The organism is Sulfurimonas sp. HSL3-7 (genome assembly GCF_039645985.1).
GTDB lineage: Bacteria > Campylobacterota > Campylobacteria > Campylobacterales > Sulfurimonadaceae > Sulfonitrofixus > Sulfonitrofixus jiaomeiensis.
Map to the genome: position 1 here is coordinate 195,111 of NZ_CP147919.1, position 23,900 is coordinate 219,010.

25 protein-coding genes are annotated in these 23,900 nt (G+C 49.4%); 7 read left to right on the forward strand and 18 right to left on the reverse strand.

Features of this window, described 5'->3' with window-relative positions; all coding sequences use genetic code 11:
- Positions 1-180: 180 nt before the first annotated feature.
- The 14 genes from WCY20_RS00985 to WCY20_RS01050 form a co-directional block, all read right to left on the reverse strand.
- Complete coding sequence (locus WCY20_RS00985) at positions 181-1,956, reverse strand: nucleoside-diphosphate sugar epimerase/dehydratase (RefSeq protein ID WP_345976360.1); 1,776 nt, start codon at positions 1,954-1,956, stop codon at positions 181-183.
- Positions 1,953-2,915, reverse strand: coding sequence for a glycosyltransferase family 4 protein (locus WCY20_RS00990; RefSeq protein ID WP_345976362.1), 963 nt, complete (start codon positions 2,913-2,915; stop codon positions 1,953-1,955). Before WCY20_RS00990 ends, WCY20_RS00985 begins: the two co-directional genes overlap by 4 nt.
- A 10-nt stretch (positions 2,916-2,925) precedes the next feature.
- Positions 2,926-5,010: an STT3 domain-containing protein gene (locus tag WCY20_RS00995; protein WP_345976363.1), complete on the reverse strand. Its 2,085-nt coding sequence runs from the start codon at positions 5,008-5,010 to the stop codon at positions 2,926-2,928.
- 39 nt (positions 5,011-5,049) lie between these two features.
- Positions 5,050-5,880, reverse strand: coding sequence for a glycosyltransferase (locus tag WCY20_RS01000; protein WP_345976365.1), 831 nt, complete (start codon positions 5,878-5,880; stop codon positions 5,050-5,052).
- On the reverse strand, positions 5,873-7,084 hold the full coding sequence (locus WCY20_RS01005) for a hypothetical protein (RefSeq protein WP_345976367.1): 1,212 nt from the start codon (positions 7,082-7,084) through the stop codon (positions 5,873-5,875). Before WCY20_RS01005 ends, WCY20_RS01000 begins: the two co-directional genes overlap by 8 nt.
- A gap of 9 nt (positions 7,085-7,093) precedes the next feature.
- Positions 7,094-7,837, reverse strand: coding sequence for a glycosyltransferase family 2 protein (locus WCY20_RS01010; protein WP_345976368.1), 744 nt, complete (start codon positions 7,835-7,837; stop codon positions 7,094-7,096).
- A complete protein-coding gene (locus WCY20_RS01015) occupies positions 7,827-9,068 on the reverse strand; it encodes a glycosyltransferase family 4 protein (protein WP_345976370.1) in 1,242 nt (413 codons plus the stop codon). The genes WCY20_RS01010 and WCY20_RS01015 overlap by 11 nt, the downstream gene beginning before the upstream one ends.
- Positions 9,065-9,970 carry a class I SAM-dependent methyltransferase gene (locus WCY20_RS01020; RefSeq protein ID WP_345976372.1) on the reverse strand — a complete coding sequence of 302 codons (906 nt, stop codon included), beginning with the start codon at positions 9,968-9,970 and terminating at the stop codon, positions 9,065-9,067. The genes WCY20_RS01015 and WCY20_RS01020 overlap by 4 nt, the downstream gene beginning before the upstream one ends.
- On the reverse strand, positions 9,967-10,869 hold the full coding sequence (locus WCY20_RS01025) for a glycosyltransferase (protein ID WP_345976373.1): 903 nt from the start codon (positions 10,867-10,869) through the stop codon (positions 9,967-9,969). Before WCY20_RS01025 ends, WCY20_RS01020 begins: the two co-directional genes overlap by 4 nt.
- A gap of 4 nt (positions 10,870-10,873) precedes the next feature.
- On the reverse strand, positions 10,874-11,521 hold the full coding sequence (locus WCY20_RS01030) for a methyltransferase domain-containing protein (protein WP_345976374.1): 648 nt from the start codon (positions 11,519-11,521) through the stop codon (positions 10,874-10,876).
- Positions 11,521-12,171 carry a hypothetical protein gene (locus WCY20_RS01035; RefSeq protein WP_345976375.1) on the reverse strand — a complete coding sequence of 217 codons (651 nt, stop codon included), beginning with the start codon at positions 12,169-12,171 and terminating at the stop codon, positions 11,521-11,523. The genes WCY20_RS01030 and WCY20_RS01035 overlap by 1 nt, the downstream gene beginning before the upstream one ends.
- On the reverse strand, positions 12,152-13,471 hold the full coding sequence (locus WCY20_RS01040) for a flippase (protein ID WP_345976377.1): 1,320 nt from the start codon (positions 13,469-13,471) through the stop codon (positions 12,152-12,154). The genes WCY20_RS01035 and WCY20_RS01040 overlap by 20 nt, the downstream gene beginning before the upstream one ends.
- A gap of 160 nt (positions 13,472-13,631) precedes the next feature.
- Positions 13,632-14,831, reverse strand: coding sequence for an OprD family outer membrane porin (locus tag WCY20_RS01045; protein WP_345976379.1), 1,200 nt, complete (start codon positions 14,829-14,831; stop codon positions 13,632-13,634).
- A complete protein-coding gene (locus WCY20_RS01050) occupies positions 14,821-15,717 on the reverse strand; it encodes an HpcH/HpaI aldolase/citrate lyase family protein (RefSeq protein ID WP_345976381.1) in 897 nt (298 codons plus the stop codon). The genes WCY20_RS01045 and WCY20_RS01050 overlap by 11 nt, the downstream gene beginning before the upstream one ends.
- An 89-nt stretch (positions 15,718-15,806) precedes the next feature.
- On the opposite strand from WCY20_RS01050, the gene WCY20_RS01055 reads away from it, so the two are divergent.
- Positions 15,807-16,046, forward strand: coding sequence for a hypothetical protein (locus WCY20_RS01055; RefSeq protein WP_345976383.1), 240 nt, complete (start codon positions 15,807-15,809; stop codon positions 16,044-16,046).
- A gap of 163 nt (positions 16,047-16,209) precedes the next feature.
- Here WCY20_RS01055 and WCY20_RS01060 read toward each other — a convergent pair whose 3' ends face one another.
- A complete protein-coding gene (locus WCY20_RS01060) occupies positions 16,210-16,446 on the reverse strand; it encodes a CDGSH iron-sulfur domain-containing protein (RefSeq protein ID WP_345976385.1) in 237 nt (78 codons plus the stop codon).
- A gap of 90 nt (positions 16,447-16,536) precedes the next feature.
- On the opposite strand from WCY20_RS01060, the gene WCY20_RS01065 reads away from it, so the two are divergent.
- From WCY20_RS01065 to arsC, 5 genes are all read left to right on the forward strand, one after another.
- Complete coding sequence (locus tag WCY20_RS01065; protein WP_345976386.1) at positions 16,537-17,130, forward strand: class I SAM-dependent methyltransferase; 594 nt, start codon at positions 16,537-16,539, stop codon at positions 17,128-17,130.
- A gap of 94 nt (positions 17,131-17,224) precedes the next feature.
- Positions 17,225-19,033 (forward strand): asparagine synthase (glutamine-hydrolyzing), encoded by a 1,809-nt coding sequence (gene asnB / locus WCY20_RS01070; RefSeq protein ID WP_345976387.1) that lies wholly within the window; start codon positions 17,225-17,227, stop codon positions 19,031-19,033.
- A 77-nt stretch (positions 19,034-19,110) separates the two neighbouring features.
- The gene (locus WCY20_RS01075) at positions 19,111-19,236 is read left to right on the forward strand and encodes a hypothetical protein (protein ID WP_345976388.1); all 126 of its coding nucleotides are present in this window, start codon (positions 19,111-19,113) and stop codon (positions 19,234-19,236) included.
- Between the two features lie 189 nt (positions 19,237-19,425).
- A complete protein-coding gene (locus WCY20_RS01080) occupies positions 19,426-21,327 on the forward strand; it encodes a hypothetical protein (protein ID WP_345976389.1) in 1,902 nt (633 codons plus the stop codon).
- 271 nt (positions 21,328-21,598) lie between these two features.
- The gene (arsC, locus tag WCY20_RS01085; protein WP_345976390.1) at positions 21,599-21,952 is read left to right on the forward strand and encodes an arsenate reductase (glutaredoxin); all 354 of its coding nucleotides are present in this window, start codon (positions 21,599-21,601) and stop codon (positions 21,950-21,952) included.
- A gap of 106 nt (positions 21,953-22,058) precedes the next feature.
- Here the strand turns inward: arsC and WCY20_RS01090 are convergent, their stop codons facing one another.
- From WCY20_RS01090 to dcd, 3 genes are read right to left on the reverse strand one after another with little or no spacing between them, the layout of a single operon-like run.
- On the reverse strand, positions 22,059-22,295 hold the full coding sequence (locus WCY20_RS01090; RefSeq protein WP_345976391.1) for a DUF465 domain-containing protein: 237 nt from the start codon (positions 22,293-22,295) through the stop codon (positions 22,059-22,061).
- 43 nt (positions 22,296-22,338) lie between these two features.
- Complete coding sequence (locus WCY20_RS01095) at positions 22,339-22,812, reverse strand: hypothetical protein (RefSeq protein WP_345976392.1); 474 nt, start codon at positions 22,810-22,812, stop codon at positions 22,339-22,341.
- On the reverse strand, positions 22,734-23,294 hold the full coding sequence (dcd, locus tag WCY20_RS01100; RefSeq protein WP_345976393.1) for a dCTP deaminase: 561 nt from the start codon (positions 23,292-23,294) through the stop codon (positions 22,734-22,736). The genes WCY20_RS01095 and dcd overlap by 79 nt, the downstream gene beginning before the upstream one ends.
- A gap of 143 nt (positions 23,295-23,437) precedes the next feature.
- Between dcd and accB the strand changes: the two genes are divergently transcribed.
- Positions 23,438-23,899, forward strand: coding sequence for an acetyl-CoA carboxylase biotin carboxyl carrier protein (accB, locus tag WCY20_RS01105; RefSeq protein WP_345976394.1), 462 nt, complete (start codon positions 23,438-23,440; stop codon positions 23,897-23,899).
- Position 23,900: the final 1 nt, after the last annotated feature.

Genomic DNA, 23,900 nt, shown 5'->3' on the forward strand with positions numbered 1-23,900 from the left:
CTACAGCGAACAACTAAATTGTGCGTCGTATACCAGTGCGCTGTCGGCTAAACGTTTTGCACAATCTACACCAAAACAAGGGTACCACTCGCGAAGCGATGTTCCCTCAAAACCTGAACCTTTTACAAGTTCACTTTTAGGTGAGCTTCGCACCTTCCTATAATAATCGAATCACGAGAGCTATGCTTTGCGCGTAAACTCTGGCACGATCTTCTGCAACCCCTCTATTTTGTCATCGGCTTTCAGCAGCGCGTGTATATCTTCGTTTAAGCGGGATATAGCATATGTTGAGGGGTGAGCGATAAATATCGAGCTGTACTCCGTCTTCTTCTCGTTTTCATCGATCAGCAGCTCTTCAAAGAGCTTTTCTCCCGGACGCAGGCCGGTGAAGCTGATCTCGATTTCGTCCTCTTTGCCGTAGAGTCTGATCATCTGCTGGGCAAGGTCGTAGATCCTGACCGGTTCGCCCATGTCGAGGATAAAGAGCTCGTTGCCTCTGGCGATAGAGGCGGCCTGCAGGACCAGCTGGCACGCCTCTGGAATCAGCATAAAATAACGGATCATCTCTCTGTCCGTCACGGTCACCGGACCGCCGGATTCGATCTGCTTTTTAAACTTCGGGATCACGCTGCCCGAGCTGCCGAGCACATTTCCGAAGCGCACGGCGACGATCTCCGTCTCTTTTGAGTCGACGTTCTGGGCATAAAGCTCGCCGACCCGTTTCGTTGCGCCCATCACATTGGTCGGACGGACCGCCTTGTCGGTGGAGATGATGACCACCTTCTGCACCTTGTGCGCGATGCTCAGATCGATGACGTTCTTCGTCCCGATGATGTTGTTGACGACGGCGATATCGACATTCTCTTCGCAGAGTGGTACATGCTTGTAGGCTGCGGCATGGATGACGATGTCGACCGGACGTTCTGAAAAGAGCTTGTCGAGACGCTGGTAGTCGGTGACGGAGCAGAGGGCATGCACCGCTTCGGGAAGCTCCTCTGCGATCTGGTAGAGGTTGAACTCGCTGTTGTCGACCAGCGTCAGCGATGCCGCACCGAAATGGTGGCACTGTTTTGTGATCTCGCTGCCGATACTGCCGCCGGCACCGGTGATAAGAACATTTTTGCCTTTGATGAAGGCGGCGATGGCGTTGCTGTCAAGGTCTTTCGGATGGCGGGCAAGCAGATCCTCAATAGAGAGGTCCTCGAGCTTCTCGTGTTGCGAACCGAGGATCTTGGCCAGCTTGATCTCTTTGATACCGGCGTTCTGCAGACGCAGAAAGAGGGCTTTGAGATCGCTCTGGGAGAGCTCGGCCGTGATGACGGCGGCAGTGATCCCCCGCTCGTCGATCTCTTTTTCAAGATCATCGGCCGCATAGACCTTGACCTTGTTGATATAAGTGTTGACAGCGCTCTGATTCTCTTTCAACAGGGCGAAGATAGCGACAGGAAAGTAGTTAAGTTCTCCGCTGAGGGCACTTTTGATAATGGAACTAGTTTTGGGGTTGACCCCGACAATAAGGGTCGGTCTTTCATCGCCCTGCTTCAGCTGTTCGATCAGCGCGCGTTTGGAGATCCGAAGCGCACCGGTCAGCATTAGGGAGAGAAAGAGGTCGATCAGAATGGCGCTTCTGGGCATCGGCATAAAGAAGTCATAGAAAAAGTAGAGCAGTACACCGAAGGCGGCGGCGGCACTGATGTGGGCCTTGATCAGATGCAGGGCATCGTCCAGACCGAAAAAGCGCCAGGTGATGCTGTAGATACGAAAGAGAAAAAAGAAGAGCAGTTTAAGCAGCGATAGCGTGACGAAGACCGTCAAAAAGTTGGTCATATGTTTGGGTTCGATGACAAAATCGAAACGCAGGGCATAGGCGAGCTGAAGCGAGATGTAGAAGAGAACGAGGTCGCTCAGAAGAAAAAAGAGCAGACGCTTTGCAAAACTGGGCTGAAATAGGTTCAATCAAAGGCCTTCTTAGTGTCAATGAGTTTTGTAAGCGTATATAATAGCACTATGAGGGCCAAAAAAAGATATAGATACCCCGTTGTCGGCGTGAAAAAGAGGGCTGTAAAGATCGAGAGGTTGACGCCCATGGCGAGCAGAACGACCTTGGCGTGGGAAAACCCGGCTTGATTAAGCCGTTGATAGGCATGTTTTTTATGTGCCTGAGAGAGCTTTTCACCTCTTTTGGCCCGCCTGCAGAGGGTGAGGGTCGCATCAAACCAGAAGAGAGAGAGCAGCATTATCCAGCCTAGAAAGTGCGGTGAAGCGGCATCATAGAGCATCAGGACTGCGAAGATAAAACCCAGCGGAGCGCTGCCGACGTCCCCCATAAAGATGGAAGCCCTGTGCCAGTTGAAAACAAGAAAGCCCGCAGCCGCGACAGCGACAAAAAGAGCCGCCTCGCTGCCGAAGAGCAGGTAGGCGGACAGGCCTGCAAAAAGCGCTTCGCTTCCTGCATAGCCGTCGATGCCGTCGAGGAAGTTGTAGAGGTTGGTCATCCAGACGATGCCGAACAGAGCGATGACGTTAAGCCAGATACCGCTAAGCGTAAAGGTAGCAAGGTTGAACGTATCGACGCCTCCTAGAACGTAGAGCACGGTAGCAGCACTGAGAAGCTGGACCCCCAGGCGTATTTTAGCCGAGAGGGGGTAGATGTCGTCGACAAGACTGATGAGAATGACAGGCAGAGCGGAGAGAAGCGCGAAAAAGAGCTTCGGATCGATCAGGGTTTGAAGATAGAGGTAAATGATGGCCCCGTAAAAGGCGATCATGATCGCCAAGCCGCCTCCTTTAGGTGTTGGCATTGTATGTGAACTGCGCTCATTCGGGTGGTCTAAAAGCTCTTTTTTATTGCTAAAGAAGCGTATCGCCAAGGTGCCGAGAGCCGAAGTGGTAAAAATGAGAAGAGCATACATCATGACATTTTTTTTAGATTTTCAGTCTGTAGATTTTAGTTAATGGATCAAGGATGACTGGTTCGAAAAGTTCACTGTCATAGTTATTGAAAAGATACATCTGTATATAGGTAGAGTTCATATACTCATTGTCGAGCACCACAAATCGCTGCATGTCTTCCAGGTAGATGACAGAGAGACGTGACATAGGGGTAATGGTCTGTCTCTGGATATTGGGCTTGCCGCTTTGGTCGTAGTTGATACGGATAAACTGCCCTAGAGGCACCTTTTGGTCGCCGATCTGCAACTTCCCTTCATATTTCATCAGGGCGATGCCATTGCCAAGTTGCAGGACTGTGCCGCTGTCCCGGAACTGCCGGGTCGAGTAGAAAAACGGTTTTGACAGCGGTTGGCCTGTTTTGAGATCCAGGTTGGAAAAGAGTTTGACCGTCGGTAGGATGTCCAGCATACGCATCGGCAGATAGAGATAGATATCGCGGCTTTGCTGCGGCAGTGTTACATCACCGTAGCGGAGATTCTCAAGGTAGGCACTGACATCGACCTGATCCTCCTTTTTGTTTTTGAAGAGGGTATTGGTGACAAGATCGTAGTTGGAACCGACGTAGGCTTCGACAGCTAGACGTGAGAGCCGTGCAGCTTCCAGGGGCGATGTAGAGAGCAGTATCTCGGAGACGATAAAGTTGTCGTTATTGTGCTTGCCACCGTCAATCAGCGTATTCTTGTTGCCGTAGTACCAGATTGGATAGCCATAATCCCACCATGTGATCACGTAATCTTTGGATGAGGATTTGGCTTTGAAATTGTCGAGGATCTGGACCTCTTGTTTCGTAAAGACGGTTGGCACTTTGTAGCCGATGATGTGGGTGATGTTGGGATAGATCATCGCCGCTGTCAATACAGTAAGTACGGGGTAATATAACTTTTTTTCGTTCGTGTATCGGGCAAAGACATGGAAGAGATATATCGCACTGATCGCGGCAACCGGTACGGCATAGACGGTGAAACGCAAGCCTCCCATTAACGAGAAAAGTCCGATGCCTATAAGCGGAAGGGCCAGGATAAACTCTTTATGGCGGAGCACTAATACGATGTAGCCGGCCAATGCGGCAAAGACCCCGATTACCGAACCTGATATGCGGTTTGCCATAGTGTCAAACGGGATGAGTCCTGCCTCCCGGACCGTCTGTGAGACCTGGAAAAAGTGCAGGCCACTGCTCTCGACACCGCGGTTGAAGTAGAGCGAGATTTTCATCCAGATAAGATCAAAGACATGGCCGGTATAGAGAAAGAGAAAGACGGTGATGATGGAACCGTTAAGCGAAAGGTTGGCACTTATAAGTTCTCTTTTGATTGCGACGAAGAGAGCGATGATAATGGCAAACTGGGCCCAGGCATTGATATCCATTAGTCCCACAGAGATCAGGAGTATGGAGTGGTAGGTAAACGCATCTCTGCGGTGAAAAACCACCATATAAACCATATAGATGATTCCTATAGCATAGACAACGGCGCGTCCCTGGTCATAGAGAAAGGGATAGATCAGAAAGGAAAGGGCACTCAGAAGTGCAAATATTGTCTTTTCCGTTTTGATCGTCGCGAGTAGAAAATAGAGGATGAACATCGGTGCCATGGCAGAGAACATGTCTGTGTCGTAGTAACCGATCATCGTGCGGTTGTAATAGCTCCATGCGATAGAGCCTAACAGTGCTGCAAAAAAGCCGACGGCGGGCATGCCGAAAAGACGGCCGATCAGAATAATAGGTATGATGACCAGACTTGAGACGACAGCCGGCATGTAGAGGATGACGGAATCAAGAGAAAAGGGCATGATCTTGGCAATATAAGCGCTTAAGGTGATAGCTGCTGTACGATAAAGCTCGGGCACACGCGGATTGTATTGGAGTGTGCCTTCGAGCCACTTCTGGGCGCCCGATGCAAAATAGTAGCCGTCATTGGTATTGATCATCAGTTGGTCGTTCCAGATGAACTGCGGATTGCCCTGAAACTGATAGACCCAGATCATTCGAACTAGAAAACTGAATAGATAGGCAAAGAAGATAAAAAGCAGGATCGGTTTTGTGTCAGTTTTTTCTTGCATATTGAACGTCCCTTTATTAGTCACGATATTATAGTGGATTTAACGAAAATACTTATAAACTACCTGTTTTATAACACTAGGAGCCATAAAAAGCAGGTAGTGTGTCAAGGCATAGAGGTAGCCTTTTATGCCGAAGTTGAAACGCCGGGTCGCATCAAACTTGATCTTCATCACCTCGATCGCCCGGGCTCTGTTCTTCCGGCGGGAGTAGAAGGCATTATTTGTACGGACATAGACCAGTACCTCCTGGAGGTTGTGAAATCTGGCCCCCTTGTCAAAGGCCTCTACCCATAAACGGAAGTCCTCGTTTCGGCTGTTTTCGTCATAGTGCCCAAAACGTCGAAAAAAGCTTGTCCGGAAGGCAACAGTGACATGGGCCATTGGGTTGCGTTTGACCATATGGCTCAAGATATCGTCATGATATTCCGGATAGCTGATCCGCTGTCTTGCACCGGTATCCGTATTGAACTCCTCGATCCAGCCGCCGAGAATATCGGTCTCGGGATGCGTTTTAAAATAGTCAAGCTGCTGCTCTATCCGTTTTGGTACCGCAATATCGTCAGCGTCCATCCGGAAGATAAAGGCATATTCCTGCTGCAGTGCAAACTCAACCAGTTCGTTGAGCGAGTATGCCAGTCCCATGTTCTGTTCCCTTTTCCCAAGGTGCGTTATCTTTTTCTGGCGGTAGAGGGCGTCAAGGTAGGCATCAAGTTCGGGATCGACTCTGCCGTCTTCCTGCACCAAAATATCAAACTCTTTTCTGCTCTGTACAAAGAGGGATTGGAACATCTCTTTGACGACAGGAAGCGTATCGTTTTTATAGACGGAGACGATCATGGCAGCGTTTCTCGGACGTGTTTCGTTAAGCATTGTCAGCCTTTATATGCCAGCTCTCTCTGGCGAGGATGGCCTGAACGGTCTCAAGCGGGACCGGTGCATTCCCGAAATAATCAGCAGGCAGAAGATAGGCCAGGATATAGGCTCTCAACCGCTTTTGATCAAAATTTTTATAGATGGCATCGCCAAAGACCGTGATCTCTTTCTCTTCAATAAGGGCCTGAAGCCCGACGGTACTGTTATTGACGACAACCAGTGCTGCTTTGCGGATCAGCTCAGTTGTGGCATTGCCCGCAATTACAAACGACTCTTTTTGGCTCAGGTCTAAGATACAGTCGATCTCATTCCTGTCGCTCTCTGCGGGATGGATCTTGACGATCAGCTGCCACCCTTTTTCCCGGCTGATGCGGAGTGCCTGACGGATAAGATCGGAATTGGAGTAGCGGCTGAAGAGTTTTACCTGCGAATCGTCCGAGACCTGCAGCGGTACAAAAATGAAAGGGCGCTCAAGTGTTTGCACAGCAAAGGTGTGGGCGTGAAATCTGTTCAGAACCCGGTTTAAGGCGAGTTTGAGAATATGGCGGCGGTCTTCTTTCACACAGCCAAACAAATAGCCAAGGGTGTCAATAAGGGCATGCCATGGGATACTGGAACGGTTGGCCGCCTGTTTCGGAAGATGCTCAGTTTGGAGATATCCTCCCAGCCACGCCTGATAAGCCGCTTCGTTAACAGGCGATCGGTCGAGTATTTCGGGGTGGCTGCAAAGATAAGAGCCCCCGCTCGTCCCCTGGACATCGACAAAGATGCGTTCTCCCAGGTTCGAGATCTCGAAATAGCGTGTCTGTATATGGTGAAGATGTGCAAAAGCAGAGAGCGTTTTTGCGACTGTCGTCGTCCCGTTCCAGATAAAGAGGTACTTTATGGCCGACTTTTTATGCAGTGCTGAGAGCTTTGCAAAGATAGAACTGTAGATTTCGGCGGCATCGCTGAGTGCGTGATAGCCGTTCATGACACTCAACGAATGTTGTAGATCAGCTTTGATTTCGGCGTGGCACGCTGGAGAGTTCTTAAGCAGATGGACCTCGAAGCCCGCCGATTTTGCAAGCAGAAAGACGGAGAGCTTTGCTGTAATTAGCAAAGGACGGCAGCCAAGCTGAACAAGTGGAGGGAGCATTCGTTTAAAAAAACGGTAACGCTCCATGACATCAATATAAAGCACAACAGTTTGGTTTTTCAAGCGCCCCTCTTATCGTTTGATCTTAAGTAAATTGAGCAGCGTCCTGCCCGTCATATTGAGAGCAAACCGTTTAAGAGCGAACAGTATTCCGACGTTTTTGGCATTGGAATCGAACAGCTCTATCTGATACTTCAGCATGTTTGAGCCTTTTCCGCCTTCACGAAAGTTGGCGACGACCTTGTCGATGAAGTGTGTTGCAACGCCGCTTTTTATCACTCTTACGATCAAATCTCTGTCGGCTGCAAGCTGGTATTGCGTATTGAAGGGGAACTGTTTGTGCAGAGAGAGGTTGATAAAACAGGTCTGATGGTGAATGTTCTTGCCGTACTCGTCAAAGGTGCTATACCTGATGACGCTCTCTTTTGTCTCTTCATCAATAATACGTATATTGGCGGTGATGAAATCGGCTTCTGTCTTGACGATCGCGTCGGCTACCGCTTCCAGCGCATCTGGTTCATACCAGTCGTCGGCGTTCATAAAGGCGACATAATCCCCGGTGGCGCAGGCGAGCCCTTTGTTCATCGCATCGTAAATACCTTTGTCCGGCTCACTGACCCAGTAGTCGATCTTCTCCTCATACCGTTTGATGATGTCGAGGGTTCCGTCGGTTGAGCCGCCGTCGATGATGATATATTCAACATTGACATAGGTCTGATTGATGACACTTCGGATGGTCTCTTCAAGATGTTTCTCTCCGTTGTAGACAACGGTGATAACAGTGATTCGAGGTTTCTTTTCAGGCTTACCGCTCATTAAGAGATTCCTTGTACAGTGCTATATATTTCTGCGCTACAACAACACTGTCAAATTCTTTGGCTATCTTCGCTTCAGCATTTTTGGAGAGTTCGTCATAGTCTGGTGTATTGAGGACCCATTCGATCCCATGTGTAAGATCATCGGTATCAAGGGGTATGGCCAGGTAGCCATTCTTCCGATGCTCTATCATATCACTATTGCCGCCGACATCAAAAGCGACAACCGGGGTGGCACAGGCGAGACTTTCCATAATGACATTGGAAAGGTTCTCCTGCAGACTGGGGACGACCATCACATCACATGCGCTATAGAGTGTAGAGAGTGCGACGTCGTCATCCAGATGCCCGATATAATGTGCTCTGAAGTCAAACTCCGGAGTGTGTTGAGGTTCACTGTTGCCGAATATGACCAATTCTATATTATTGGCGGAGAGGTTGTGCAAAGCCTGCTTGAGCTCTATAAATCCCTTGTTTATATCACCTGCCGGGGCCATTGCCCCAAAAAGTACCAGTTTTTTATCTTTTGGCAGGTTCCAGTGTTCTCTTGCCTGCGCTCTGTCGGAGGGCATGAATGTCTTGGTATCGATTGGGTTTGGCAGGTTTGTCACGCGCTTGTCTTTGAACAGAGTGCTTTCTTTTGCACAACTTTCCAGCCATCTGCTCAGGGCTACAATCGTCATGTGCGGCATGCGTGAAAATGTTTTCTCTTTCCTTGTAAAAACATACCGGCTCAGATCGTTCTCGCTGTTGCTTCCAAGTCTTGGACAGGCACCGCAATGTTCCTTATACTTCTCGCACTCCCATTTGACATGGCAACCACCGGTAAAAGCCCAGTTGTCATGAAGCGACCAGACAATCGGAGCTTTAATACGGGCCAACTCTTCTATTCTGATCATCCCGAAGCCTATCCAGTGCAGATGTACGAGGTCCGGATTGATTTTATTGATATGATCGACTACATTTGAAAAGGGGAGCCATGCGGGGGTGAAGAGTGTTTTTGTCCGGTGTCTATAAAATCTGATGGGAAACTGGTCCAATACACGACGGACTTTATTGATGAGTCTTTGCCGCTTTGTTTTTGACCCGAAAACGGTAGTGTCGTCGCTTATCTTGTTCTGCACCAACATCCGGCTGTTTATCTTGGCATCCAGTAATGCTCTGTGCAGTCTGTACGCTGCTTTTGCAGCGCCACCTTGAAGATCGGATGTATTTACGATGAGTATTTTCATTTTTTCTTGTATATCGCTATGACAGTATGCCCGTTTGGAAGGAGTTCATCTTTTAATCCTTTGACCAGTACTTTTGAAAAGAGTTCTGCTGCCCTTGCGACAAGTTTGCGTACCAGTGAGTCATCCAGGACTTTTGTCTTCAAGAGAGCGGTCTGTATAAATGTACTCAGGCACCATTGCTTGTGGACCTTCTGAACTTTTTCATGATGGATATCTATGACCTCTAAATTGTATTGTTCGGCAATGAATTTCAAGGTCGTATCACTCCATCTTGTAACATGATGCGGCGGCATGTTCAGGATGCCGTTCGTCACATACTTCAAGAAAGAGTCTTCACTCGGTACGGCAATAATCAACTTGCCGCCTTTTGTCAAGGCTTTGATCTGAGATTCAATAAAACATTTGGGATCCGACACATGCTCCAGGACCTGGAAGCTGACAACGACATCAAATGTGCCCGGATGCTTGTCTGCAAAGTCCTGTATCATCTCATTTTCTATCTTGATACCGTTTTGTGCCGCGATCTCTTTTGCTTTTTTGCTAAAGTCCAGGCCCGTATAGTCATTGGTCGGAAGATGTTTAGCAAATGCCCCTTTACCGCTTCCTATTTCAAGGACTCTGTCGGTGGGGGTTATCTGTTTTATCGCCTCTTTAAACTCCTCCTTTTCATCCATATAATACCATTCAAATCGCTGAAGGGCATTATAAAAAGTTTCGTCACCGGTTAACAATGGCGCGTAATATCGTAGTCGGCAGTTTTGGCATTCGCAATATTTCAGATCCTGATCCAATAAATGGGTAAAGTCCGTACCTGTAAGTTGTCTGTAGCGTTGTACCAACTTATTATGATCGATCAGTTCCAGCTCTATTACTTTTTCATTCAAACAAAGTGGGCAGCTCATATTATCCCTTTGGCGTATTTTATTGCTTTGTACACAGCTCTTTTGAATAGCGAAGGCTTTAAGCGTTTGTAGTATCTTTCCAAAGCGGCGGTGTTTTCTCTTTTGATCGATATTTCGGAAGGGAAATCATTATCACAAGTCACGGCAAGTGTGACATCATAGTCACAACTTCCGGCACAATGGGTGCCACTGTCGTCGTGCCCGATGTTTTGGACAAATGACTTTTTGGGATGCAGGGAGAGGCCTCCGTTAAAATAAGAAGAGGCATACCAAAAAATTGCCCAGGTATTGATCTTGTGTTGATGATTCAAAACGATATGCGAATAATAATCGTAGGTATTGTTTATATTGAACTCTTTTACAGTCTTTTTGTCAAACTTCTCCAGGAAGTATGCTGTGTCTTTTTTAAAATAGGCCCATCTGTCAGTCCAGGTCGCCCAACCCCAGCATGTTGTAGGCTGAATAAAAAAGTGGTGCTCGATCTTTTCCAGGGGCGGGGTATAGCCGCTTATATGCCAGACTTTTTTCTCATCTTTGTAGAACTTCAAAGCTTCGTTCATAAACTGCAGAAAACAGGGGCTCGTAACCAGATCGTCCTCAAGTACAATAATCGTGCCGTATTGTTTTACGATCTTTGTCACACCGTCGATGATAGAGTCTGCGAGTCCCCAGTTTTTATCACGTTCTATAATGGTTACTTTTTTAAAGCCGTCTATCGTTTTAATATAGTCTCTGACCTCTTTCACGCTCTTTTGCGCATCTTCATTCTTCGGGGCATCACTGTATATAAACAGTTCGCTCCGGGCGGCTAACGTATTCTTCTGCAATGCTTCCACGGTTTGTCGTGTGTGCCAGAGACGGTTATAGACAAAAAGAACGATTGGCGCTAAAGGCATCATATTGTCAGATCTTTTTTGCATCTAAGATGATTGATGTGTAGTTTAATTGGCCATTTCTGTTGCGCTGGTCGTACTGTTTTGATCGATGGATCATCCCCTCTTCAGCACACCATTTTTTGGCGTGAAAATTGTGCTCTTCGTCAAAATATTCCAGCAGTTCCGTCTGAAAACCCGCCTGTTCGAACAGGTCTGCAAGTGTCTTATAGGTATAGAGTACTTTATGATCATCGGATCCCGAGCCCGAACCGCCGGCTTTTACCTCGTCGATGTAGTGATGATTGGGATGCAGACCATCCGGAACAGCTATGCGGATATAGCCTCCCGGTTTCAGGTAGGAGTAACAGTTTTTCGCAGCGGCAATCCCTTCTTCAACCGTCAGGTGCTCCCAGACATGTTCGGCGAGAATAGCATCGATACTGTTGTGACGGAAAAAACTGTGCCAGTGGCTTTTGTTGAGGATATTCAAGTACTCGATGTCGGTCGGAATCCAGTTCCTCTCATAGACAGAGGATGCACCGATCACAATTTTAATGCCTCCCGGTGTTTTCAACTCTTTTTTAAGCCTTTGGGTCCCCTTGTATGACCTGACCCGCTTAGCAATACGAAAATAAGCCGAATTGACCAGAGGTGTTTTTCTGAGAAGATGTTTCATTATAAGCCTAATACATTATCATCCCGGTAAAAAACCGTTGTGCATTTTTTGAAAAAAACAGCGGGGGCGATACCCCAGAAATCTATCCGTCTGAAGCCCTGATCCTTCAGGAAATCAAGCCCCTCCCTGTATGCATCCCTTTCGGAATCGTCAAGAACGATGACCCCGTTGCTGCCAAGAGCCTGTAGAGCGTTTTTGATACAGTTGACCCTCTCACGTCCATCGACAATTACAATATCAAATTCAGTCTTCAGGTTCGTTGCAAATTTGGCATACTTGCTGTCATCGTTTATTGCCTGATAGTTTAGGGAGACATTGTCCGGCATGGTATGTGAAATCTTATCATACCAGAATCTGTCATGCTCCACCGACACAACTGTCTTGACCCTGCCTGCGTACCATAACGTGGAGTTGCCCGAACCAAACTCAAAAATCCGCATCGTGCTGTTCAACCGCGCTTCGATAAAATCGATAAAGGGATATGTAACCCAGGGGAGCGGTCGGCCTCTGCCGTCCACCGGCATTTTGCGGATAAAAGAGTCAACCCAGCCGATATCTTTCAGATAGCCCTGTATGCTCATGGAACAGGTGAGTTTGGTCAGGCTCGGGTGCTGCAGCAGCGTTAAGACCTTACTGATCTTTGTAAGCAAAAAATTTCCTTATGTTGAGGGTATTGAGCTTCATATAAAAAACGGCTCGTGTCTTTGGATTAAAAAAATCGAATAGAAATCCAGCCACACCGTAACTGATAAGCGTTGCATATGCCGCCCCGATGATACCGAACTCTTTGATAAGAAGCAGGTTTAAAATGATGTTTGTCAGCATACCGTAAAAAGTCCGGTAAAAGGCTAGTTTCTGAAGCTCTTCAACGATAAACCACTTGCTGCTGGCAACACCCAGAAAGACAAATACTCCGGTCCAAATATGAACGATCAGAACCGAAGCGGATGGATGGAAAGGGCTCCCGTATAGCATGTCGATCAGCCAATCCGAGAAAAATGACATCGGCAATGCAATGGCTATCGCGATCCAGACCATCAGGTCAAACAGCTTCTGAAGTCTCGCATAATAGAGCGTTTCGCTCTGTTTTTTGGCATGGATAACGGCCGGAAAGATCGAAGCTGCGATCACCGTCGGTATAAAGTACCAGGCTTCGCTTATCCGGACAGCAGCGGCATATTGTCCGACAGCTTCATTTCCCAACATCGTTTTGATCATCACCTGATCGACTTTTGTATAGACTGCGACAACGATACCGCTAAGTATTAAAGGCCAGCTCTCTTTCAAAAGGGTGACCGCAACACCGCTGTTGAATGTCCATTGTCCAACGGATAGATGGTTAAGCCTATAGATATAGATGAATCCAAGCGCCAAAACAATACTGTCAAACAAGACGACAAAGGCGAACGCGATCAGTGGGGCCGCTTTGAGTATCAATACTATTTTGACAATGGAGGATACGCTCAGGGAGATGATGTTGGCATAAACAACATATCTGCTTAATACCCTGCTTTGAAAGTAAATGTCAATGACATTGAAACTTTGAAAAAGCATGGCAGAGGCGATGATGAAGATTAGCGTAGCGGTATAGGTGTCGATCGATACGAGGTTGATCGCAAGCGCCAAAAAGAGCAGAACAAGCACGCCCCCGATGATCTTGAGCAAAAAGGCGGTACCCAAAAGGAGGTCCCGCTGTGTCTCGTCTTTGACAAGTTTGCGGACAATGATGTTGTCAAGGCCCAGGGCAGCTACAGCGCTGAAAAGACCCACAAAGGCTCCAGCATAAGAGAGCAACCCGAACTGCTCGGGTCCGAGATACCTGGCGATCCAGACTCCGATTAAAAGCCCGGCGGCCATCCGAAGGATTTTTTCTCCAAAAAGCCATGAAGTGTTCTTGAAGTATTTCATAAAACCTTGATGGCTTTTGAGGGCTTTAAGTTTTGCAATCATGGTTACGATACTTGTCGCTGATTCAATTTGATCGGTCTCTTTTTATTCTAAAGTATGTCTGAGTGAAGATTATTTGTCTATACATTAGGTTTTCGAATAATCTTTTATATTTTAGCGTAATAAAAATAATGACTTTAGGCTTTAATCTGTTATGGATAGCTCAGAACTGCTGCTTCAAGATCAACCGCACATAGGTTGTATTATCTTTACCTGCATAGTCGATCTTCTCCCAGCGCAGGTAGGCGGAGGTGTTGACACTGAAATTCTGACGGAGGTGGGCGTAGGTGGAAAAGAAATCGCCGTCGGGGAGATCTGCATAACGGGTCTTTGTCAGCCAGATCGCCAGTTCGGTCGTGCCGAAACTGTACGGGTGGAGGAGGTTATAGGCGCTCTTTAGCGACCAGGTTTCGGGGCGGTTGTTCTTGCGGCCGTTGGCGACCATGGAGGAGGTGTAGACTTTGCTCAGACCACCGTAACCGTTGTTGATGCCGCTCTGGCCCCTGTTCTTCGAGTAGCTCAACTGCAGGTCGAGCCCGGCGTAATCCATGCTGGCCTTGTAAGCGGCCAGGTCGACATCGTCGCCGCCGATGGCACTGGAGGTATCGGCATTCGAATCGATGCCGCCGTTGGTATAGGTCCTGATGTATTGGATGCCGAAGCAGACCAGGGCGGTGTCAAAAAGCAGCCGCCGGTATTCGTACTGCAGGTAGAGCGAGTCATAGAGGTTTGGTGCAAGGTAGTAGTAGACCTGAAGCCAGTTTGCATCGTTGAGGTAGTAGCTTCCCCCGATGAAATAGAGACCGTGTACAATGGGGCCGCTCGCGCTTTCCTTGCGGTAGACCGCAGAGGTGTTGCTTCGGATAGCGTTGATCGCGGCAGCGATAAGGGTGAGTTCATTGACCCGGTTGTAGGTGATGCTGGCACCTGTTGCACCCCACGGGACGATGCGGGTCGGGTCCTCGTTGAAGAGCGGGGTGTTGAAGGTCTGTGCGCCGAGACGGAAATAGGTAGTCGGGTTCTGATAGTAGAGATTGCCCTGTGACAGGGTGTTGAGGTGCAGCGAGGGCTTGTCGTTGTTAAAGAGCAGAAGCCGTTCGGGGTTTTTCGTGTTGCCGAGTGCATGCGAACCGCTGTATTCGAGTTCCATTCCAAAACGGTAGAAAAGGTGTGATTTGTAGCCCAGACTGCCGCCGAGTGCCGTTGCATAGGCGTCATTGACCTGCCCGGGCTGATCGATAATGTAGGTGTAGAGTTGCAGGTCCCCGCGGAAGTTTCTCCGGTCGGTCAGTGATTTCTCATCGGCAGTATCTGCCCAGAGAGAAAGGGGTATGAGAAAAAGGAAAAGAGTTCTAGACCACATCGAAATATTCGGCCCGTTTTAGGATCCGTTCGGCCCACGGACTCTGCGTTTTCGCCTCGCCCATCCTGCCGCCCAGGTTCATGACCCCATCTTTTCGTGAAAGGAGGGCCTTGGCTTCGCGGAGCTCATCTTCAGTGACGCGGTAGAGCTCGTTCATCGGCGCAATCTGGCGGGGGTGGATGATGGTCTTGGAGACGAACCCGTTTTCGAGCTCTTCTTTGATCTCCTCCTCGAACCCGGTCTTGTCGGAGAAGTCCGGAAAGACCGGGGCACTGATGTCGAAACCGTACGGTTTGAAGGTCGCCAGGATATTGGCGATCACCTGGGACGGGACGAGCATATCGTAGAGCGACTTTCCGATCACGCGTCTGAGGCCGAGCTGGCGAAGCATGTCTTCGGCGCCGAAACGGATACAGACGATCTGTTCCCGGTAGGGGAGCAGCATCTCGCGCAGTTTTTGAAGCTTTTGCGTGTCAAAGAGCTCTTCGCTTTCGATGGAGGGCATGAAGAAATGAGTAAAGGGTGAAACGGAAAGGGGGAAGAGTGAAAGGTACTCTTCCGCATTGCCCATGCCAAATTTTGGGAGGATGAAACCGTCGATCTTCTCAATATGCTTTTGCACCAAAAAAGTTTCAAGCATCGCCGTGTCTTGCGGGCGGATAAATCTGAGGAGCTTATTCTCTTTAATACCGGCAAGTGTACCGGGCAGATTATTGAGTGCATCCGGCCGATCTGTTTCGGCAAGGCCGTCTTCAAAGTCGATGACCACCGAACGAAGATCGGGGTACTTTTCGCCCGAGAGTATCGTTTCAAGGTCTTTATGCGAGGCGGGGACAAAGAGGGTCCCGCCGAGTGCAATGGCAGGAAGAGGTTTCGGGGTGGCCATGGGCGATCTTTAAAGTCGTTACACTGAATTTTTGGATGGGGTTAGCATAAAGTCTTTTGTGTAAAATTACGCTTATTAAAGGTCGCAGAATGAGAATAATAGCTATTTTACTAACCACAGGGCTAGCCCTTTTGGCGGAAGAGAACGGTGTCAAAGAGGGGATCGAGACAGGGATCGGGAAGTATCGAAGCGACTCCTGCGACAATGCCAGAGAGAAGGTCCGTGCCAAGTACGAGATCATCAAAATGGACCCGGGGTGCCGCTGTTTTATCAACGACGCGCACCGCTGGGAATGCGACATCGAGTTCACCTACAAAAAAGAGAAGTAGCTTCAGCGTATCTTGCTCCAAATGAAGGCTCTCCACGCAGAAGAGCCAACAGCTCACTACAGCGAACAACTAAATTGTGAGTCGTGCAGCAGTGCGCTTTCGGTCTGAGTTTGGCACGAACTACTTCTCTTTGTCCTTATTTGGGATGTGTTTGACATCAAGGTCACGGCCGGTGCGAGCCGTCGCAGTAGGGAAGCTCTTTTGAACGCCCACAGCGGCAGAGGAGAACCTCTTCGGGCCTGTCAAGCGTGAACTTGATCGGTTTACCGCCCTTTTTGACATGGGTGCCGTCGCAGTAGGGAAAAGTGTCGGCGTGGCCGCAGGTGCAGTAGGCGTATTTGAAACCGGCCTCGAGGCTGGCTTTCAGCGGTTCATTGATAAAGTGTGTTTTCTCGGGCATAGTACTCTCCTTAGCGCAAAAGCGGAACAATCTCTCCATTGTAACAGAATGCCGTGCGCCAATAATGCGATATTTTACTATAATACGCTCATGAGTCGCATCGATAACCACAACTACTACACCACCGCCATAACACGTCACGGCAACAGCGCCCGGGGGGTACACTGGAACTCGCAGCATACGCAATACAAGCGTTTTGAGATCCTGCTTGGCATGCTCGGTGACCTTGAGTCATTTGAGGTCGTCGATGCCGGCTGCGGGTTTGCCGAGCTTTACCGCTACATGCAGGCGCAGGAGACACTGCCGCGTACTTACGTCGGTCTGGAGATCATGGAGACCATGGTCGAAGAGACACGAAAAAGAGCGGCCTGCGAAGTCAGGGTGTGCGACATCCTTCGCGATCCCCTGCCGGAGGCGGATTACTACATCTGCAGCGGGGCGATGAACATATTGACCCGCGAGGAGACAGCGCTCTTTATCCGCCGCTGTTTTGCAGCGAGCCGCAGAGGGTTTGTCTTCAATCTGCTCGAAGGGGAGGACGAATCCCTGGTCTACAACTACTGTCAGCCCAAAGAGATAGAGGCGATGGCTAAAGAGCTGGGGGCCGGATTTACGATGAAAAGAGGGTACCTGCCGCGGGATTTTACCGTCTTTCTTCAGAAAGAGGAGAATGGAAAATGGTGAATAGAAAATGGACGATTGTGATGGCTGATCTTGGCGTAATATCTGCTTCTTTTCGATTCCTGATTTCCGATCTATCAGACGCGGAGCGTCTATAGTGTGCGCGATATTCGGCATCCTCGGTCCGTTCGATCCTCAGCAGGCCCGCCAGGCGCTCTCGACAATGGCGCACCGCGGGCCGGATTACTGCGGTATCGTCGAACAGGAGCGCCTCTTCTTCGCCCACAACCGCCTCAGCATCATCGACCTGCGTGCCTCGGCGCACCAGCCGATGCGCCACAACGAAGTTCTGCTCAGTTTCAACGGGGAGATCTACAACCACAGGGCCCTGCGCCAGGAGCTCTCCGCCGACTTCATCTTTGCAAGCGACTCCGACACGGAGGTGCTGCTGGCCGCTTACAAAAAATGGGGGCTTGCTTTTGTCGATCGGCTGGTCGGGATGTTCGCCATCGCCCTTCTGGACGGAGAGGAACTTTACCTCTTCCGCGACCGTCTCGGTAAAAAGCCGCTCTTCTACCTGCACAACAGGGAACAGTTCATCTTCGCCTCGGAGATCAAGGGGCTCGCCCCCTTCCTTGCCAAAAAAGAGATGAACAAGGATGCCCTGATCAGCTACCTCGGCTATCTGGCTCCCACGCCGCCGCACACCTTTTTCAAGGGGATCCACAAACTTGAAGCGGGGGAGATGCTCCATTTTGACGGCAGGAAGATCGGGAAGAGGCCGTACTACTCGCTTTTGGATGCCCCTTCGTCGATAATCGTTACGGAGAAAGAGGCGCTTGCGGTGATCGAAGAGCGTCTGCTCGAGAGCATGCGGCTGCGGCTGAATGCCGATGTGCCGATGGCCTCCCTACTTTCGGGTGGTATCGACAGCGCCCTTATCGCCGCGATCGCCAAAGAGCAGGGAAACCCGCTGCACACCTTTACCCTTGGTTATGCCGAATACCGGAACTACGATGAGCGCAGCAACGCATGCTTCACGGCGGAGGCCCTCGGGGTCAGAAACAGCGCAATAGAGATCACGCAGGATGACTTCATCGGCGCGAGCGAGAAGGTCTTTGCGGCGATGGATGAGCCGCTCAACGATCCGGCGGCCATTCCGCTCTACCTCCTCTTCGAGGGGATCAAGAAAGAGGGGTACAAGGTGGTCTTCAGCGGCGAGGGGAGCGACGAGCTCTTTTTGGGGTACCGGCAGTACTTTGAGTACCTCGACATCGAGAAGGCTGCCACACTGCAGCACAAGAACTGGCTCAAGAAGTACTTCCGCGCAAACTTCTCGATGAACCGGGAGTGGGAGTGGTACAAGCGGGTCTTCGACGACCAGCTGCTCTTCCGCACCTCGGGGGAGAAGTTCACCGATCTTCAGAAGAACATGCTGCTGCGCCAGAACATCAAAGACGGCGACGGCCTGCGCTTTCTGGAACCCTACCGCAAAATGTTCGAAGCGAGTGGCCACAGCGACCCGAGCCTCTGGTACAGCTATATCGATCTCAAGCTCTTTCAGGCGGAGCATTTCCTGGCCAAGCTTGACCGGGTCTCGATGGCCCACTCCATCGAGTCGCGTACCCCTTTTCTGGACCACAACCTGGCCGAGAGCGTCTTCAGCATCGCCCCGCAGCTGCGCTATAGAGACGGGGTGACCAAGGCGCTGCTCAAAAAAATCGCCGCGAAGTACCTGCCTGACGAGGTGATAGGGCGCAAGAAAAAAGGGTTTTCAAACCCCTATATGGAGTGGCTGGCAGCATCGGGCAAGATCGATCTGATCGAAGAGGTAAACGAGCAGACGGGACTCTTCAACCGCGATGTCTTAAAAGAGTATATAGAGCGGGGCGTGCGCGGCCGTTTTAAACAGCATGTATGGGGACTGTATGTTTTATCGTACTGGCTAAAGGAAAATCTCCTGTAAACTTCGTATGAAACTACTCTGTTTCGTTTTAGTACTCCTCTTTGGTCTTGTTCCCACGTGGGCGGAGCCGATCGATATTGCGTGGCGAGCCCGTCGACTTAACACGTGAAGAGAGTGAACTGTTGACACTGCTCATCAAGCCAAACAGCAGACAGTTGACCTTTGCAGGCAAGATAAATGGAAATATGCTCAGGACACTGTAACCATGCTATTTTAAAGATACCAAACTTTCCGGTACCAAACAATAAACAGCTGTGCCATTCGGATATGGGTACAGGCTGTTTTCTATCTACTCGTAATAGATCACACTAATCATTATCTTGAAACGGTAAAAGTTTGCAGTACAATAGAAACAGAAGATGCTCTCTTACATTGTATTTAAAGGATGTAAAATGAAAGTCGTAGCAAGTATTTTTAGAACCCTTTCAGTCGTGACCTTTATGGTGATCATTGCGGGGTGCAGCGGGAGTGACGGTTCCAATGGGCATGATGGTCTTGAAGCCCTGATTCTGACGAGTACGGAGCCTATCGGTCCCAATTGCGTGGATGGTGGTATCAAAGTCGAGAGTGGTATCGACAGTAATAGAGACGGTGTTTTGGCACAGGAAGAGGTGGACCAGACCGAATACCTCTGTAACGGTGAAGCCGGGACGGATGGAACTGATGGGTTAGATGGCTACTCTTCGTTGCTTGCCATGGTTGCTGAGCCGATGGGGAGCAACTGTACCTATGGCGGTACGAGGATCGACAGCGGTGTCGATGATAACAGGAACGGGGTACTTGACGCCTCCGAAGTGGACCAGACCGAGTACGTCTGTTCGGACAGCAGTCAGGCGGACGCTTTTGAGGGGGTGGTCTATACTGCCGACAAAAATCTCGATGGCATGGCAGAGCTGTATGCGAATGTAGGCGGTGAAGAGATCAAGCTTGCAGCACCGGCGGTGGGTTCGGAGAGTATATCAGACGTAAAGGTGTCACCGGATAAAACGCGAGCCGCCTACAGGCAGGGAGGGCGGCTTTACAGTGTCGACCTCTTAAAACGATCTGCCCCTAAACAGATGCATCCGGAGTTGGTAACGGGTGGTTCTGTGTTAGATTACGCGTGGGCGCCGGACAGTTCGAAGATAGCGTATCGGGCCGACCAGGAGACAGACAATGTTGTTGAGCTCTACACCGTTTTTGCGGACGGCAGCGGCAATGCCAAGGTAAGCGGCGCGCTGGTCGCCAACGGTAATGTGTTTAGTTACGCGTGGGCGCCGCACAGCTCGAAGATAGCGTATCTGGCTGACCAGGAGACAGACAATGTTGTTGAGCTCTACACCGTTTTTGCGGACGGCAGCGGCAATGCCAAGGTAAGCGGCGCGCTGGTCGCCAACGGTAATGTGTTTAGTTGCGCGTGGGCGCCGGACAGCTCGAAGATAGCGTATCTGGCCGACCGGGAGACAGACAATGTTATTGAGCTTTACACCGTTTCACCGGACGGCAGCGAAAATGTCAAGGTAAGCGGCCCGCTGGTCGCAAACGGTAATGTGTTTAGTTACGCGTGGGCGCCGCACAGTTCGAAGATAGCGTATCTGGCCGACCAGGAGACAGACAATGTTGTTGAGCTCTACACCGTTTTTGCGGACGGCAGCGGCAATGCCAAGGTAAGCGGCGCGCTGGTCGCCAACGGTAATGTGTTTAGTTGCGCGTGGGCGCCGGACAGCTCGAAGATAGCGTATCTGGCCGACCGGGAGACAGACAATGTTATTGAGCTTTACACCGTTTTTGCGGACGGCAGCGGCAATGCCAAGGCAAGCGGCGCGCTGGTCGCAAACGGTAATGTGTTTAGTTACGCGTGGGCGCCGGACAGTTCGAAGATAGCGTATCTGGCCGACCAGGAGACAGACAATGTTGTTGAGCTCTACACCGTTTTTGCGGACGGCAGCGGCAATGCCAAGGTAAGCGGCGCGCTGGTCGCAAACGGTGATGTAGGGGATTACAAGTGGGCGCCGGACAGTTCGAAGATAGCGTATCGGGCCGACCAGGAGACAGACAATGTTGTTGAGCTCTACACCGTTTTTGCGGACGGCAGCGGCAATGCCAAGGCAAGCGGCGCGCTGGTCGCAAACGGTTATGTGTTTAGTTACGCGTGGGCGCCGGACAGTTCGAAGATAGCGTATCGGGCCGACCAGGAGACAGACAATGTTGTTGAGCTCTACACCGTTTTTGCGGACGGCAGCGGCAATGCCAAGGTGAGTGGTACGATGCCGTCATTTGGTGATGTCGGTGAATTTATCATTGTTCAGCCGTAATGCAGATTGAGGTTTTGTTACACATAAAAATAACTTTTCTCAGATAAACCATGTTGATAGGTGGCAAACAGAGGTATGTTAGCAGAAGTGGCTGACCGCTTCCGGGAAGATCGATCTTATCGAAGAGGTGAACGAGCAGACGGGACTCTTTAACCGGGATGTCTTAAGAGAGTATATAGAGCGGGGAGTGCGCGGCCGTTTTAAACAGCATGTATGGGGTTTGTATGTATTATCCTATTGGATAAAACGAAATTTATTATAGGAGGATACTATGAATGAAGTCCAGATCTGGCACAATCCGCGCTGTTCAAAGTCGCGCGAGGCGATGAAGCTGTTGGAAGAGAGCGGTGTAGATGCCGAGGTGGTGAAATACCTCGAGGTCGAACCGGATGAAGAGGCGATCAAAGCAGTGCTGAAAAAACTGGGTATCCATGCGAAAGAGCTGATGCGGACCAAAGAAGATATCTACAAAGAGCTGAAACTGGCCGGTGTGGATGATGAAGGCGTTTTGATCCGTGCGATGAGCCGATTTCCGAAATTGATAGAGAGACCTATTGTCATCAAGGGTGATAAGGCAGTGATCGGAAGACCGCCGGAAAAGATCGTGGAATTTTTAAAAGGGTGAACGTCGTAAAAAAGCCATCTGATTGGCTTTTTTAGATTTGAACCCAAGGGAAGTTTCGTAAAAATTGCCAAGGGTTGAAGAGGATGGGGCGTGTTCCCCAATCTAATTACAGATTGTGCTCTTTTTTGTATTTGATCAAGATACCGTATGCTTCGTCTTTTAAAAGAAGTTTCTCTTTTTTCAGTTTTTCAAGCTCTACGTCAGTCATCGGTGTTGTCCCGTTTTCTGCTTTCGTGATCTGATCGTCAAGCATGTTGTGCTTGTCAAAGATGTGTAGGAAGTGCGCGTTTGCCGCTTCATTCTCTTTCATGTGGGTAATGATGTCTCTGTATTCGTGTAACATTGTCGTTCCTTGACATTGATTTATTTTGAAATTATAGCGTCCGTTATGTTTGAGATTGATTAATACGCTGTTTTCCCAGCAGATAAAAAATGGCAATCAAAATGAGATAGAATCCCAGCCAGATCAGATTTGACAGCGTGTTGCCCAGTTGAAAGAGTGACGCATAGATCGCAATATCGCTGAGCAGAACAGAGAGCGTACCGAGCTCAAGCAGTTTTGTCCGATCGCCATCATACTTTTTTACGATCCATTGCCAAAGAAAATAGTAGCCGAAACCATAGAGTGTGAAGAGCAGCAAAAAGCTGAGGACCATCAGCGGTATCTGACTAAGGTATTCCTGCAGGATCGTACGCAGTGTAATGTCCGTAAAACTGATAAGAAGAGGCAGAAGAACGCCGCCCAGAAAAAAGAGCTCCAGAACGGCTTTGTAGATCGGTCTTATTTCAGGATCCTTGGCAGGGTGATCCCCTCCTGACCGTGGTATTTCCCTTTTTTGTCTTTGTAGCTTGTCTCGCAATCTTCGTCGCCCTGGAGGAAGAGCACCTGGGCTATCCCTTCATTGGCATAGATCTTGGCCGGAAGCGGCGTGGTGTTCGAGATCTCGATGGTGATGTGGCCTTCGAACTCCGGTTCGAACGGGGTAACGTTGACGATGATGCCGCAGCGGGCATAGGTCGATTTTCCAAGGCAGATCGCCAAGACGTCGCGCGGTATTTTGAAGTACTCTACGGTGCGTGCAAGGGCAAAGGAGTTCGGCGGGACGATACAGACGTCACCTTCAAAATCCACCACGTTTGCATCATCAAAATGTTTCGGATCGACGACGGTCGAGTTGAGATTGGTGAAGATCTTGAACTCGTTGCTGACACGGATGTCATAACCGTAGGAGCTCAACCCGTATGAGACTACCCCTTTGCCAACCTGATCTTCACAAAAGGGGCTGATCATCCCTTCCTGTAGTGCCTGCTCACGAATCCATGTGTCTGCTTTTAAACCCAAACCTAATCCTTTTAAGTGATCTTTATTTATTACAAAATTGTCGTAAACATAAAAGTATACTGAGATACTGATATTACGCTGATTAATATAAAGTGTGTTATTATATCGGATTAAAGTTAAGCCATTTTTTAGGAGTTTCCAACATGGATATGAAGCAAATTAAGTCACTAATAAGCACCTTTGACGACAGCGGTCTTTCAAAGATTAAGATCAATAAAGAAGGTTTTGAAATTGAGATGGAAAAAGCAACAGGTCTAGTTGCTGCCCCTGTTCAAACTATTAGCGCAGCAGCTGCCCCTGCAGCGGCAGCTGCTGCGGCGGCCCCGGCAGCGGTAGCCCCGGCAGCAGCACCGCAAGCGATCAGCGGTGACACGATCGACTCACCTATGGTGGGGACTTTTTATGCAGCTCCATCACCGGATTCAGCCCCATTTGTAAAAGTGGGCGATACGGTCAAAAAAGGTCAGGCCGTCGCTGTTCTTGAAGCGATGAAGATCATGAATGAACTTGAAGCGGAATTTGACTGCAAGATCGTTGAGATTTTGGTGAAAGACGGTCAGGCAGTTGAGTATGATATGCCACTATTTGTTGTAGAGAAAATCTAAT